The organism is Aliivibrio sp. A6 (genome assembly GCF_028765505.1).
In the GTDB taxonomy this organism is placed as follows: domain Bacteria; phylum Pseudomonadota; class Gammaproteobacteria; order Enterobacterales; family Vibrionaceae; genus Aliivibrio; species Aliivibrio finisterrensis_A.
In genome coordinates, this window is the sequence record NZ_JARACR010000035.1 from 17736 (window position 1) to 31494 (window position 13759).

14 protein-coding genes and 1 pseudogene are annotated in these 13759 nt (G+C 39.7%); 7 read left to right on the forward strand and 8 right to left on the reverse strand.

What is annotated here, in order from left to right; all coding sequences use genetic code 11:
* The first annotated feature begins 14 nt into the window (after positions 1 to 14).
* The 3 genes from cpdB to PVK70_RS16305 all read left to right on the forward strand — a co-directional run bounded on the left by cpdB (position 15) and on the right by PVK70_RS16305 (position 3491).
* Positions 15 to 1994, forward strand: a complete 1980-nt coding sequence (gene cpdB, locus PVK70_RS16295; protein WP_130049119.1) for a 2',3'-cyclic-nucleotide 2'-phosphodiesterase — start codon at positions 15 to 17, stop codon at positions 1992 to 1994.
* A gap of 181 nt (positions 1995 to 2175) precedes the next feature.
* Positions 2176 to 2628 carry a GNAT family N-acetyltransferase gene (locus tag PVK70_RS16300; RefSeq protein WP_130049120.1) on the forward strand — a complete coding sequence of 151 codons (453 nt, stop codon included), beginning with the start codon at positions 2176 to 2178 and terminating at the stop codon, positions 2626 to 2628.
* Between the two features lie 11 nt (positions 2629 to 2639).
* Positions 2640 to 3491 carry a DMT family transporter gene (locus tag PVK70_RS16305; RefSeq protein ID WP_130049130.1) on the forward strand — a complete coding sequence of 284 codons (852 nt, stop codon included), beginning with the start codon at positions 2640 to 2642 and terminating at the stop codon, positions 3489 to 3491.
* 18 nt (positions 3492 to 3509) lie between these two features.
* On the opposite strand, the gene PVK70_RS16310 is transcribed toward PVK70_RS16305, so the two are convergent.
* Entirely contained in the window at positions 3510 to 4172 is a 663-nt protein-coding gene (locus tag PVK70_RS16310; protein WP_130045935.1) for a LysM-like peptidoglycan-binding domain-containing protein, read from the reverse strand.
* 139 nt (positions 4173 to 4311) lie between these two features.
* Here PVK70_RS16310 and PVK70_RS16315 point away from each other — a divergent pair, with 139 nt between their 5' ends.
* Both PVK70_RS16315 and PVK70_RS16320 read left to right on the forward strand, forming a co-directional pair.
* A complete protein-coding gene (locus PVK70_RS16315; protein WP_130045934.1) occupies positions 4312 to 4932 on the forward strand; it encodes an FKBP-type peptidyl-prolyl cis-trans isomerase in 621 nt (206 codons plus the stop codon).
* A gap of 123 nt (positions 4933 to 5055) precedes the next feature.
* Positions 5056 to 5520, forward strand: a complete 465-nt coding sequence (locus tag PVK70_RS16320) for a DUF2780 domain-containing protein (protein WP_130049121.1) — start codon at positions 5056 to 5058, stop codon at positions 5518 to 5520.
* Positions 5521 to 5584: 64 nt separating this feature from the next.
* Here PVK70_RS16320 and PVK70_RS16325 read toward each other — a convergent pair whose 3' ends face one another.
* The 6 genes from PVK70_RS16325 to dusA all read right to left on the reverse strand — a co-directional run bounded on the left by PVK70_RS16325 (position 5585) and on the right by dusA (position 12208).
* Complete coding sequence (locus PVK70_RS16325) at positions 5585 to 6346, reverse strand: phosphoadenylyl-sulfate reductase (RefSeq protein WP_130049122.1); 762 nt, start codon at positions 6344 to 6346, stop codon at positions 5585 to 5587.
* Complete coding sequence (gene cysI, locus PVK70_RS16330; RefSeq protein ID WP_130049123.1) at positions 6339 to 8069, reverse strand: assimilatory sulfite reductase (NADPH) hemoprotein subunit; 1731 nt, start codon at positions 8067 to 8069, stop codon at positions 6339 to 6341. Before cysI ends, PVK70_RS16325 begins: the two co-directional genes overlap by 8 nt.
* Positions 8069 to 9892: an assimilatory sulfite reductase (NADPH) flavoprotein subunit gene (locus PVK70_RS16335; protein WP_130049124.1), complete on the reverse strand. Its 1824-nt coding sequence runs from the start codon at positions 9890 to 9892 to the stop codon at positions 8069 to 8071. Before PVK70_RS16335 ends, cysI begins: the two co-directional genes overlap by 1 nt.
* A gap of 134 nt (positions 9893 to 10026) precedes the next feature.
* Positions 10027 to 10257: a hypothetical protein gene (locus PVK70_RS16340; protein ID WP_130045929.1), complete on the reverse strand. Its 231-nt coding sequence runs from the start codon at positions 10255 to 10257 to the stop codon at positions 10027 to 10029.
* Positions 10258 to 10401: 144 nt separating this feature from the next.
* Positions 10402 to 11103, reverse strand: a complete 702-nt coding sequence (locus PVK70_RS16345) for a TIGR04219 family outer membrane beta-barrel protein (protein WP_130049125.1) — start codon at positions 11101 to 11103, stop codon at positions 10402 to 10404.
* Between the two features lie 118 nt (positions 11104 to 11221).
* Positions 11222 to 12208 carry a tRNA dihydrouridine(20/20a) synthase DusA gene (dusA, locus tag PVK70_RS16350; protein ID WP_130049126.1) on the reverse strand — a complete coding sequence of 329 codons (987 nt, stop codon included), beginning with the start codon at positions 12206 to 12208 and terminating at the stop codon, positions 11222 to 11224.
* Between the two features lie 178 nt (positions 12209 to 12386).
* Between dusA and zur the strand changes: the two genes are divergently transcribed.
* Positions 12387 to 12839: a zinc uptake transcriptional repressor Zur gene (gene zur, locus PVK70_RS16355; protein WP_130049127.1), complete on the forward strand. Its 453-nt coding sequence runs from the start codon at positions 12387 to 12389 to the stop codon at positions 12837 to 12839.
* A gap of 19 nt (positions 12840 to 12858) precedes the next feature.
* Positions 12859 to 13371, forward strand: a complete 513-nt coding sequence (locus tag PVK70_RS16360; protein ID WP_130049128.1) for a chemotaxis protein CheX — start codon at positions 12859 to 12861, stop codon at positions 13369 to 13371.
* A gap of 188 nt (positions 13372 to 13559) precedes the next feature.
* Here the strand turns inward: PVK70_RS16360 and PVK70_RS16365 are convergent.
* Positions 13560 to 13759, reverse strand: a pseudogene (locus PVK70_RS16365) (IS110 family transposase); the annotation flags it as partial.

The following is a 13759-nucleotide window of genomic DNA, read 5'->3' on the forward strand; positions in this document are numbered from 1 at the left end:
TTTTGGAGAACACTATGAAACTCTCAGCTAAACCTGTATCGCTATCCGTTCTTGCTGGCTTAGGCTTACTAACATTGTCTGGCTGTACAACAACAGAAGACACAAATGAAGTAATTAAGCTACGTGTTGTAGAAACGACAGATATCCATACCAACCTAATGGATTACGATTACTACAAAGATAAGCCATCTCAAAAAATCGGTTTAGCGCGCACAGCTACGTTAGTTAAAGAGGCTCGTAATGAAGTAACCAACAGTGTTCTTGTTGATAACGGTGACTTACTGCAAGGGAGCCCAATGGGTGACTACATGGCAGATAAAGGGATTGAAGCTGGTGAAGTTCACCCTGCATATAAAGCCATGAATCAATTAGATTACGATGCAGGTAACATTGGTAACCACGAATTTAACTATGGTTTAGAGTTCTTAGCAGAATCAATTAACGATGCAGATTTCCCATACATCAGTGCTAACGTTTATGATGTAGAAACCAAAGAGCATTACTTCAAGCCATACATCATTAAGACACATACATTTAAAGATACTGCTGGCGTAGAGCACGAAATCAAAGTCGGCTACATCGGTTTTGTTCCACCACAAATCATGGTATGGGATAAAAAAAATCTTGAAGGTAAAGTCTACGCTCGTGATATCAAAGAAACCGCAGAAGAGTTAATTCCTCAAATGAAAGCGGAAGGTGCGAACGTTATTGTTGCGATTCCTCACTCAGGTGTATCGACTGACCCGTACAAACAAGGCGAAGAAAACTCTACTTACTACTTATCTGAAGTCGAAGGTATTGATGCAATCGCATTTGGCCACTCTCATGCTGTTTTCCCAGGTAAAGGGTTCGACAACATGCAAGGTATCGATAACGAAAATGGCACCATCAATGGCGTTGCCGCTGTTATGCCTGGACGTTGGGGTAGCCATGTTGGTGTAATGGATTTAACTCTTAAACAAAAAGATGGTGAGTGGGTTGTTGCTAACGGTAAATCAGAAGCTCGCCCTATCTTTGATAAAAACAACAAAAAATCATTAGCGGCGGCTGATGAAGGTATTGTTAAAGCATTAGAATCAGATCATAAAGGCACACGTGAGTTCGTTAACCAACCAATTGGTAAAGCTGATGACGTGATGTATAGCTTCTTAGCCTTAGTTCAAGACGACCCAACAGTTCAGATTGTTAACCTTGCGCAAAAAGATTACGTTGAGCGCTTTATTCAAGGTGATCCTGATTTAGATGGTACTCCTGTACTTTCTGCTGCTGCTCCATTTAAAGCAGGCGGTCGTGGCAATGATCCAACAAACTTTACTGAAGTTGAATCAGGTCAATTAACTTTCCGTAATGCAGCGGATTTATACCTATACCCAAATACCCTAGTGGCAATGAAAGTAACAGGTAAAGAAGTAAAAGAATGGCTTGAATGTTCAGCTGGTCAATTTAAACAAATTGATATCAATAACACAGCACCACAACAGCTAATCGATTGGGATGGCTTCCGTACTTATAACTTTGATGTCATGGATGGTGTCAATTACCAAATCGACGTAACTCAGCCTGCAAAATATGATGGTGACTGTAAAGTAATTAACGACGGTTCTGAGCGTATTGTTGGTCTTACTTACCAAGGTAAACCAATTGATATGAAGCAAGACTTCATCATTGCGACAAACAACTACCGAGCTTACAGCAATAAATTCCCTGGCACAGGGGCTGATTTCATCGCTTTTGATGCACCAGATGAAAACCGCACAGTTCTTGCTAACTACATTTCTCGTGTAAGTAAAGAGGAAGGTCAAGTTAAACCAGCCGCTGATAATAACTGGTCTTTTGCTCCAATTAAGAGCAACAAAAAACTGGATATCCGCTTTGAAACATCACCAAGTGACAAAGCAGCCCAATTCATCAAAGACAAAGGCCAATACCCAATGAAGCATGTAGCGACTGATGATGTTGGCTTTGCGGTATACCAAATTGATTTAGCAAAATAAATAACATCTAAATTTTCTATAACATAAATAGCATGGTGATTTCACCATGCTATTTTTTTATACCTATGTAACGAATTAGATGATCTATTTATTACGCAGAAAAAAAATAAGGATTAATTGATGCCTAAAAAAACAAACATAGGTATCTTGAGAGTATTCATTTTAAATCGAGATAACACCTATGATTCATTGGCAAAAAATACCATTTAATAACTTAACTACCGTCCAACTGTACGAACTTATCCGCTTAAGAGTCGATATTTTTGTCGTAGAGCAAACTTGTCCATATCCTGAATTGGATGGAAAAGATTGCCAGGATGGGGTTTATCATTTAATTGGGACGAAAAATAATGAAATAATCGCCTGCGCTCGATTATTGCCTGCAGGGATTAGTTATAGCAATGTCAGTATTGGTCGCGTAGCAACAAAAGAAACAGCAAGAGGTAATGGTTTAGGTCACGAACTCATCTCTCAAGCTTTACTGAATTGTGAAGAATTATGGCCTGGGGAAAGTATTGATATTGGGGCTCAAGAACATTTAACTCACTTTTATCAAAAGCATGGTTTTAATGTAATTTCTGATATGTACCTTGAGGATGATATCCCTCATGTCGACATGCGATTAATAAAATAATGAAACCTATGATGGCACCAGTCAATCTTGCTATTGTTTTACTTGTATTAGGTAACTTACTGGCATCACTATCTGATGTGGCGGTAAAAGTCCTTGATGGTGGAGTTTCACCTTTTCAGTATATTTTCTTACGTCAGTTAGTTTCACTCGCTCTTCTCTTTCCATTTTGGATTCGCCAACCACCAACATTAAGAAATTTAAGCAATCCAAAAATAACAGTATTAAGAGCCCATATTCTATTAATTGGCAGTTGTTGCATGGTGGTATCTATCACTTATTTAACCCTTGCGACTGCCAATGCCGTTTTTTACACCGCACCGTTATTAATGATCCCACTTTCAATCTTGCTACTCAATGAAAGGCCATCAGCAAAGAAAGTGCTTCAAACTGTTATTGGGTTTATTGGTGTTCTGATTATTCTTCGCCCTTCTCAATTTCACTGGGCAGCTATTTTTGCTCTAGGGACGGCAACAACGCTAGCGCTATATAATCTTTTAGTTAGAAAAATCCCCAATGACCAATCCGTTATTACCACACTGTTTTGGACAACCTGTTTATCTCTGCCTGTTGCCGGAGGATTAGCTTGGTTTTATTGGCAGCCACTAAGCCATAATGAGGTACTTTGGATAGCCTTAAGCGCTGGCTTTATTATTAGCTATAACGGCCTAGCAACCATGGCATATAAAAAAGCACCAGCAACTCAGATATCTTTAGCGGAATATTCAGGGCTTATATTTGTGGTTTTATTTGGCGTAATTTGGTTTGATGAAGTGCCAGATGCATTAACTGCGGCGGGAATTGCGTTAATCATTCTCCCTCTAATGCCTAAAACATGGTTAAAGAACTTAAGAGGGAGGCGTTAATAGGAAAGAATAAGAACTTTATTTACTGCGGCCAAAGTTACCATCTGACATTCTAAAGTACATAATTGCTTGGTTATCTCGCTCTATCTGAAGGATGTCTAATTCACCCTGCGGATTAAGCTTAAAACGAAATAATTGACCTTTTTTAATATTGCTCAATGGTTTATCGGCACCTTCGATTTTAACCACCTTGTTTAGTTCTGTGAGCGACAGATTATTTTTTCTAAATACTTGATACAGCGTATCACCCGCTTGAATTTGATAATCATGCCACTTTGCAGAAGTTTGAGTTGATTGCGAGGCTTTAACTTCCGTTATATTTTTTGCTGGCTCTGCTTCTATTTTCTCTTTTTCGACTTCATAAGCAGAAGGCGTATTACGAAGTGCTGCTTCTTGCTCACTCAAACCTTTTAAATTTAAACTGACACTTTGTCTTTGCATTTCAGGTGCAGGGATCATCGTAGGCTGAATACTCTCAAGCTCTTCTTCTGCACCGCTTGGCAATAGAATTAAAACAAAAGTAACTGGAACTAAAATGCGTAATGCTTTTTGATGAAATAGAGGTAAGCGCTGCCAATAAGGTAAAACTTTATCGGTAAGAGGCCCAAACTTATCCTTTAAGTTAGCCAGTTGCTCAGAAAAATCTGGGCGCTTTATATTCATTTTTTTCTTTTTATTCATGCCATCGCCTCATGCGAAACTGGTGAGCTCACGTTTTATTCTAATATCAGAGCGCAAAGAAGTACAAAAGTTTACCTTAAGCTTAGATCTCTGTATCCTTTAGTCTTTCGTTTATACCATATAAAGAAAGAGAGACAGCATGTCTGAAGTAAAATTAGAAACAGTAGAGCAAAGAGCAAGCTACGGTATTGGCCTTCAAATGGGTCAACAACTTGCACAATCTGGTCTTGAAGGCCTAAACGTTGCAGCTATCGCTAAAGGTATCGCTACTTCATTAACTGGCGACATGCCAGAAATCGAAGTTGACGCGATCAACGAAGCACTTCAAGCACTTCACATGCGTGCTGAAGAAGCTCGTGCTGAAGCATCTAAAGCTGCCGCTGCTGATGGCGAAGCTTTCCTAGCTGATAACGCTCTTCGTTCAGAAGTAACTGTACTTGAGTCTGGTCTTCAATATGAAGTACTAACTGTAGGTACTGGTGAGATTCCAACTTCTGATAAAACAGTACGTGTTCATTACCACGGTATGTTAACTGACGGTACAGTATTTGACAGCTCTGTAGAGCGCGGTCAACCTGCTGAATTCCCAGTAACTGGCGTTATCGCTGGTTGGGTTGAAGCACTTCAACTAATGCCTGTAGGTTCTAAGTGGAAGCTTTCTATTCCACAAAACCTTGCATACGGTGAGCGTGGCGCTGGCGCTGCAATCCCTCCATATGCTGCACTAGTATTCGAAGTAGAACTACTAGACATCATCTAATTTTTATCAGAAAAAGATTAAAAATAAAATTAAAAAGCGATGCCTATATGCATCGCTTTTTTTTATGTCATACTCTAATTGAATGTTATAAAAACAAATTGATAATGTTAAAAGGACATGACGATGAAAAAAACGTTAATTTTATCTACTCTTGCGCTTTCTCTTACAGCTGCAGCCCCTGCTAATGCCTTTCTTTCGAGCCTATTTGGTGGTGATGATGAAGCAAACACTGAGCAAGTCACTGCATCCAATCCACTTGTAGGCATGCTTACTGATAATCTTGGAATATCAGCAGATCAAGCTGCTGGTGGTGCAGGTGCATTATTAGCAATGGCAGGAAATGGTCTATCAAGCTCAGAAAACTCAGAGCTAAATAGCATGGTTCCTGGTCTTGAATCATTAACAGGTGCTATCCCAGGTGGATTAGGTAGCATGATATCAAATATGGACAGCGTAAAAGCCGCTTTCTCCGCACTCGGGTTAGATCCTGCTCTTATCTCTCAATTTACCCCTCTTATCACTCAGTATCTGACATCACAAAATGCAAGTTCAGGCTTAATGGACTCTCTCACTTCACTGTGGAAATAATATTTCAGTCATAAATAAAAAAGACAGCCTATATCACGCTGTCTTTTTATTTCATATAAACTATTTATATTCCAGAACCGGCAGTCTCACCGTCATCTTCATGCAAGCCACACTCTCTTTTTAAACCAAAAAAACGAGTCTCCTCTTCTTTCATTCCCGGCTCCCATTTCTGAGTTGTATGAGTATCACCTACAGAGAGATAACCTTCATCACGCAATGGATGATAAGGCAAACCACGCTCTTCTAAAAAGTAATGAACGTCTTTATTACTCCAGTCCAACACAGGTAAAAATTTAAACACCCCATTTTGAATACTAAGCACTGGTAAGTTTGCACGAGAGTTTGATTGCTCACGACGTAAACCTGAAAACCAAATACCGACTTCAAGTTGATCCAATGCTCGGCGCATAGGTTGAACTTTATTTAGCTTATTATACTTCTCAATTCCCTCAACCCCTTTCTCCCACAATTTACCATAACGTGCTTCTTGCCAATTTGGCGTTTCTTCCGCGGTAAACACATGCAGATTTAGTTTTAGTCGCTCAGTGAGTTGGTCAACAAACTGATAAGTTTCAGGAAATAAATATCCGGTATCGGTTAAAATAACCGGAGTATCCGCTTTTGCGTCAGTGACTAATTGCAACATCACTGCTGCTTGAATCCCAAAACTTGAGGACACCGCAGGGTTTCCTTCTAAGTTCTCTAACGCCCATAAGATTCGTTCTTGAGCGGTTAGCGTTTCAAGCTCTGCATTGACTTCCGATAATCGTAATATTTGCTCAACTTTAGTTAATGACAGCAGCTCTGATAATTGCAATTTAGGCATAAAAGTCCCTTTTTGATACTTTCACTTCATCTACGATTCCAGCTCTAATGGTAAAATCACCAAAGCCTTCATTACCTTTACGCTCAGCTGCCCAACGACCAACAAGTTCATCTATCTCAGATAAAATCTGACGATCTGTAATGTTTTCTTTATACATTTTAGGGACACGAGTGCCACTGCGATTACCACCTAAATGGAAGTTATAACGACCAGGCGCCTTACCAACTAAGCCAATTTCAGCCAACATCGCACGGCCACAACCATTTGGACAACCTGTCACACGGAAGATGATATTGTCTTCTTCTGGCAAGTTATGCTTTTTCAACACACCTTCAATCTCAGTAACAAACTCAGGCAAGAAACGCTCTGCTTCAGCCATTGCTAACGGACAAGTAGGAAACGCCACACACGCCATTGAATTTTTACGCTGCTCTGAATGCCCATCATCAATTAAGCCATGCTCACGAGCAATTTGCTCTATCTGATCTTTTTGCTCCGCTGGTACACCAGCAACGATTAAATTCTGGTTGGCAGTCATTCTAAAATCGCCTTGGTGGATCTTAGCTATTTCAGCAACCCCTGTTTTTAGTGGTTTTCCCGGATAATCTAATAAGCGACCATTCTCAATAAATAATGCTAAGTGATGCTTACCATCAATACCTTCAACCCAACCAATTCGATCACCACGCTCTGTTAACTCATAAGGGCGACTTGCTTCAAATTGAATACCAGCACGTTTTTCCACTTCGGCTTTAAATACATCAACACCTACACGATCTAACGTATATTTTGTTTTTGCATTTTTACGATTTGAACGGTTACCCCAATCACGCTGAGTTGTCACAACTGCTGCAGCTACATCTAATGTTTTCTCTAATGGTATAAAACCGAAATCATCTGCTTTACGTGGGTAAGTTGCAGTGTCGCCATGGGTCATTGCAAGACCACCACCAACAAGTACATTAAAACCAACCAGTTTTCCATCATCTGCAATTGCAATGAAATTCAGATCATTCGCATGCACATCCACATCATTTTGCGGTGGGATCACAACCGTTGTTTTAAATTTACGAGGAAGATAGTTACTGCCTAAAATTGGCTCTTCATCAGTCGTTTCTAGCTTCTCACCATCCAACCAAATCTCAGCATAGGCACGCGTTTTTGGTAATAAGTGTTCACTGATTTTTTTCGCCCACTCGTACGCTTCTTGATGTAATTCAGATTCTACCGGGTTAGTCGTACACAACACATTTCGGTTTACATCACCCGCTGTCGCAATCGAATCAATACCGATACTATTAAGCGTTTGATGCATTAATTTAATGTTTGGTTTTAGAACACCGTGAAATTGAAACGTTTGACGAGTGGTTAAACGCAAACTGCCATAAGAGGTATTTTCTTCTGCAAACTTATCAATCGCTAACCACTGCTTTGGGGTAATGATTCCCCCCGGCATACGTGCACGAAGCATTACGTTATGCAGAGGCTCTAATTTTTGTTTTGCACGCTCAGCACGAATATCTCTATCATCTTGTTGATACATACCGTGAAAACGGATCAACTGGAAATTATCTTTGGTAAAACCACCTGCAATGCGATCTTGAAGATCCTCCACGATCGTACCTCGAAGGTTTTTACTTTCACGCTTTAGACGCTCATTATCCGCTAATGGGCCAAGTTCAGTGCCTGATAAGATTGTTTTTACTGCAATTTGTTCACTCATTAGTACACATCCCTTTGGTAACGTTTCGCCTTACGCAGATCATTTACAAATTGTTCTGCTTCTTCTCTGTTCTTCTTTCCTTGCTGCTCAACAATCGTAATCAAGGCTTCATGTACGTCTTTTGCCATGCGCGTTGCATCACCACACACGTAGATATAAGCGCCATCTTGTAGCCACTGCCACACTTGCGCTGAATGCTCTAGAATACGGTGCTGTACATAGACTTTTTCTTGCTGGTCACGACTGAATGCGACATCTAATTGATTTACAACGCCTGACTTAAGATATTTTTGCCATTCCACTTGGTATAAGAAATCTTGCGTGAAGGTTCTATCACCAAAGAATAGCCAGTTTTTTCCTTCTGCATCACGGTTGTCACGCTCTTGCACAAATGAGCGGAATGGAGCAATACCCGTACCTGGGCCTATCATGATCACAGGAACATTATCATTTTGAGGAAGTTTGAAATTATTGTTGTGTTCAATAAACACTTTCACTTCATCGCCTTCTTCTAGACGATGAGATAAAAAGCTAGAGGCACCACCAAATCGAGACTCATCTCCTTGTTGGTATTCAACTACACCAACCGTTAAATGAACTTCTTCATCGACTTCTGTTTGGCTTGAAGCAATCGAATATAAACGAGGGGTTAAACGACGAAGTAATCCAACTAATTGCTCTGCCGTTAATTTTGTTTTCTTTTCTGATAGTAGATCAATGACTTGAGTATTACCTGCATACTGGCGTAATTTGTCTTTGTCTGCGGTCAGTTTCTCTAGTTTTTTACTGCCGGAGAGTTCAGTAAATGCTACCACTTGTTGTGGGTTTGCCGATGTGATTTCGTATTTTTCAACTAGCGCTTTTTGAAGTGATATCTGCTTACCATCAACATCTACTTGTTCTTCACCAGTAAGACTTACTTGTTTTAAGATTGCAGCGGCAAGTTTGGGGCTATTTTCAAACCACACCCCAAGAGCATCACCTGGCTGATAAGTTAACCCTGAACCTTCCAAATCGATTTCAATATGACGAACATCTTTACCCGAATCGCGACCCGTGATTTTCTGGCTAGCTAATAATGTAGCGGTATATGGGTTCTGTTTAGTGTATTGCGAAACAGCATGAGCAGCTTGTCCTACTGGCAATTGCACAACCTGTCCATTGTTAGAATCATCACCTGTTGCCAATGTTTCTTTTACTTTCTCTAACGCTTGTTTACGCCACTCCGCTGCTGGCGCTTCATAATCCACATCTAAATCGATACGCTCTAAAAATGGCGTAGCTCCTTTTTTGGATAAGTAAGCATCGAAATCTTTACCTGTTTGGCAGAAAAATTCATAACTCGAATCCCCCAAACCAATAACCGCGTATTTTAAATTATCTAATTTAGGCGCTTTTTTAGATTGAAGAAATTCATGCAATTCAATGGCATTATCTGGCGCTTCACCTTCACCATTGGTTGATGCCACAATAATAACGTGAGTTTCTTTAGCGAGATTTTTACCTTTGTAGTCACTGGCATCAAAAAGCTCAACGGCAATACCTGCTGCCGATGCTTCTTCTTTTAAAGCTTCGGCAACCCCTTTAGCATTGCCTGTTTGCGAGGCATAAATAATTGATAATTTACCAGCAGGCTCACTTGATACTGCGGCTGCGGCTTGATTGATTGGTTGTGCTGCACCTGAGGTTTGGCTTACACCCCAAAAATAACCACTTACCCAAGCAAGCTGTTGCGGAGATAATTCTGAAGCCGCTAGCTGTAATTGACCTATTTGTTGATCATTAAGTGGGCTAGCGAGTGCGGAGAGTTCCTTTAATAACATGACGACATCCCTATTCATTGCGTCATATTAGATTAGCGACTCTTTTCTATAACAAGAAAGAATAGATAGGTATGTTTTATAACTTTTTGGAAGAAAGAAATATTTGCGTTAATTAATTTAAGGTGAAAATAAGGTTAATCATTAATCCTGACTTGGTTAAATCCAACCGCTAATGCACTTTTCGAGGCTGATTCTAAATCCCTGTATTTCATCTCACCACCTTTCATATCAGTAAGCAGAACAAGGCCTCCACGCACATGGCGGAACTCTACAATCCAAGACTCCTCAACCACGACAGGCTCTATCACCGCCTCCACTAATTGATCTTCTTGGTACATCAATTTTAATTCACTTAATGTCGTCATAACTGCATCCTTACCAAATATGAATATCATAGTAATATCCATTCTATAAGCATGGTCAATAAACAGAGATTGAGCAAATTTAAAATAAAAAAATAGCGACTCAGTCACCTGAATCGCTATTTTTAATATTCTGGTTATCTCTGATTAGAAATCAAATGATAAACCACCGAACCAACCATCAACCATTACGTTTGCTTGGTTGCTATCAAAGCCTTCAAAGTAACCAAATTCATGGTCCATTACGCGATAACCTACTTTGATTTCTAGATCGACCGCATCAACTGGAAGAATGTATTTAACCCCAGCTTGACCATCCATTGTACGAGTACCGCTGCCACTACCAAAATCATACTGACCAAAAATGTGGAAATGCGTATCGGGAATATGCAGTGACGCATCGGCGTACATGTTCATTGCTGTTTCGCTAAAGCTTTGATCTGCTGGCTGAGTTGGATCTGTAGAAACAGAACCACCTTTATTAAATTCGCCATTAGCAAACTGTGTTAGTGTTAAACCCACATCAAACTGAAGGCCGTTAGTGTCTAATAATTTATAGTAACCAGTGTAGTCAATTTGATCATATTCAAAACGATCAGACCTTACTGGGGTATAACGAACTTTAACATTTGGCACATAAGCAAATGGGTGCTCAAAAGCGATTGAGAACGCTTGCGATGCATCAACATCATTTTTACGAACAGCATCATCTTTAGATCCCACTTTTGCATCAGGGAACCACGCATCAATTTCAACTTTAGTGGTAAATTCCTTCTCTGTTGAATGTGCTGGTACTGCCAATACTAAGGCAGTTGAAGCAACAACAGCGGTAAGGGATAGTTTGTTCATGCGTAGTCTCCATTTGCGACGCTATTTGTTTCATATGCGGTAATAATAAACGATCTGGTTTATTTATGTACTTTCTTTTTATTTCTATTTAATGCAATTTTACTAAAGTAAAAAAAGCTTAAACATCTAACTCTTTTGGAATTTTAGCTAGCGCAGCTTCAACTACTTCAATACCTGAACCTGGTTTATGGGCATTTTCACTGATATAGCGACGCCATTGACGAGCACCCGGCATACTTTGGAATAAACCAAGCATATGACGAGTAATATGACCAAGATGTGCACCATTTTCTAATTGGCGCTCAATATATGGATACATTGCCTCTACAATTTCACGACGCTTTTTAATTGGTTTATCACTACCAAAAAGTTGTTGATCAACTTCTGCTAATAAATAAGGGCTCTGATACGCTTCACGACCAATCATCACGCCATCTAGATGTGCTAAATGCTCTTTTGCTTCCGCTAATGTTTTAATGCCGCCATTGACTGCAATCACTAACTGAGGAAAATCTTTCTTGATTTGATATGCGCGTGGGTAATCTAACGGTGGAATTTCACGGTTTTCTTTCGGGCTTAATCCACTTAGCCACGCTTTACGAGCATGAATAGTAAATTGATCACAACCACCCTTCTCATGAACCGTTGAAACGAATTTAGTTAAAAACTCATAGCTATCTTGGTCGTCAATACCAATACGGGTTTTTACCGTTACAGGAATATCAACAACCGCTTTCATCTCAGCGACACATTCGGCAACTAGATCTGGCTCACCCATTAAACAAGCACCAAAACGACCATTCTGAACTCGGTCTGATGGACAACCTACATTAAGGTTAACTTCATCATAGCCACGCTCGGCTGCTAATTTTGCACAATGAACTAAATCTTTAACGTTCGAACCACCTAGCTGCAATGCAACCGGATGCTCTTCTTCGTTATATGCAAGAAAATCACCTTTACCATGGATGATAGCGCCAGTCGTCACCATTTCTGTATATAAAAGCGCATGCTCAGATAATTGACGATGAAAATAACGGCAGTGACGGTCTGTCCAATCAAGCATAGGGGCAACGGAAAAGCGTTGTAGTGGGTAAGAGCTCATAAATAAATTCGTTCAGTGATCAATGCCGCAATTCTAACATGATCAGAATAGAAACAGCCAACCTATTACCACGATAATGATGCCCATAAATAAAATGACATTCTGCAAAATAGTCACTAAAATAACCGATAACTTATGATAAACTCACTATCTGTTCAAAAAATAAGACACATAATCCTTGAATCGTACGCAAAAACAAAAAGTTGAGCTATTGTGCCAGCAACGTGGGGTAAGACTCACACCACAGCGATTAACAGTTTTAGAGCTGATTGTCTCTCACCAGGGGGCGATAAGTGCTTATGATCTTTTAGAGCAATTAAAGAAAATAGAACCCCAAGCAAAACCACCCACTATTTATCGTGCTTTAGATTTTTTAGTGACCCAAGATTTTGTTCATAAGGTCGAATCAATAAATAGTTATATTTCTTGTTGTGTTATTGGCGAACACGCTCATTTTTCACAACTATTTATCTGTCGTACTTGCGATGACGTTGTTGAGTTCCATGATATTAAAATAACAGAGCAGCTAACAAAGCATGCTGAACAAATTGGCTTTTCTGTCGAAAACCATATTGTTGAAACTCATGGTACTTGCAAAGCTTGTTTAAGTAACAACAATAATAAAAATTAATTAAAGGACATTACCTACCATGCGCGCTGAATTTGTAAACCCATTCTTAGCTTCACTGATGAATGTACTTAAAACGATGGCTTCAATGGATTTAAAACCACAAAAGCCTCGTATTAAAAAAGATGAAATTGCTCGTGGTGATGTTTCAGGTTTAATAGGCATGGTTGCTCCACAAAGTAAGGGCTCAATGTCGATTACTTTTGATGAGCAGCTTGCTCTGCAAATCATGCAAAACATGTTAGGTGAGCGTCCAAATAGCATCAATGAAGAAGTGACGGATATGGTAGGTGAAATCACCAATATGGTTACTGGTGGTGCAAAACGTATTCTTTCTGAAAGTGGTTTTGAATTTAGCATGGCAACGCCTATGGTTGTTTCTGGTAAGGGCCATACGATTACTCATAAATGCGATGGTGCGATTATTATCATGCCATTTACTTCAGAATGGGGTAATGCGTTTATTGAAATCTGTTTTGAGCAACAGAGACTAGAGACTAGAGACTTATATGGACTCCCTAACAACGTCAAGTGAGTAATTCGATAAAAACACGGTTAGATGCGGACTTATATACGGGCTACTTTTGAAGGAGCTACCTTCGCCCTAAGATGTTTTCGCACCAATAAATCAAAGCTATAAGGCGGCTTTCTATGCCATAGTCTCTCACTGATTTTTACTGGTTGGTCTTACCTGTTTTTTCGCATTACATTGACGTATTCGGGTTAAACCTCAAGCAATTGAGGCTTATATTCGGTGTTGCTTATTAGAATGGCGTAAGCCGTTCTTATGTTTTTATTAATTAAAGCGACAGCTGCTACTTTTTTACCTCTTCGCTCAATTAGGGCTTTTAGCCATTGTTCCTTTACTGTTCTTGCTGCTCTTTTAGATAAAAAAGATACTACTGACATTGCTCCATTAAATA

Excerpts from the sequence above, each read along its gene's own strand:
- cpdB (WP_130049119.1), top strand. The coding sequence starts at position 15 with ATGAAACTCTCAGCTAAACCTGTATCGCTATCCGTTCTTGCTGGCTTA.
- PVK70_RS16300 (WP_130049120.1), top strand. The coding sequence starts at position 2,176 with ATGATTCATTGGCAAAAAATACCATTTAATAACTTAACTACCGTCCAA.
- PVK70_RS16305 (WP_130049130.1), top strand. The coding sequence starts at position 2,640 with ATGGCACCAGTCAATCTTGCTATTGTTTTACTTGTATTAGGTAACTTA.
- PVK70_RS16310 (WP_130045935.1), bottom strand. The coding sequence starts at position 4,172 with ATGAATAAAAAGAAAAAAATGAATATAAAGCGCCCAGATTTTTCTGAG.
- PVK70_RS16315 (WP_130045934.1), top strand. The coding sequence starts at position 4,312 with ATGTCTGAAGTAAAATTAGAAACAGTAGAGCAAAGAGCAAGCTACGGT.
- PVK70_RS16320 (WP_130049121.1), top strand. The coding sequence starts at position 5,056 with ATGAAAAAAACGTTAATTTTATCTACTCTTGCGCTTTCTCTTACAGCT.
- PVK70_RS16325 (WP_130049122.1), bottom strand. The coding sequence starts at position 6,346 with ATGCCTAAATTGCAATTATCAGAGCTGCTGTCATTAACTAAAGTTGAG.
- cysI (WP_130049123.1), bottom strand. The coding sequence starts at position 8,069 with ATGAGTGAACAAATTGCAGTAAAAACAATCTTATCAGGCACTGAACTT.
- PVK70_RS16335 (WP_130049124.1), bottom strand. The coding sequence starts at position 9,892 with ATGTTATTAAAGGAACTCTCCGCACTCGCTAGCCCACTTAATGATCAA.
- PVK70_RS16340 (WP_130045929.1), bottom strand. The coding sequence starts at position 10,257 with ATGACGACATTAAGTGAATTAAAATTGATGTACCAAGAAGATCAATTA.
- PVK70_RS16345 (WP_130049125.1), bottom strand. The coding sequence starts at position 11,103 with ATGAACAAACTATCCCTTACCGCTGTTGTTGCTTCAACTGCCTTAGTA.
- dusA (WP_130049126.1), bottom strand. The coding sequence starts at position 12,208 with ATGAGCTCTTACCCACTACAACGCTTTTCCGTTGCCCCTATGCTTGAT.
- PVK70_RS16360 (WP_130049128.1), top strand. The coding sequence starts at position 12,859 with ATGCGCGCTGAATTTGTAAACCCATTCTTAGCTTCACTGATGAATGTA.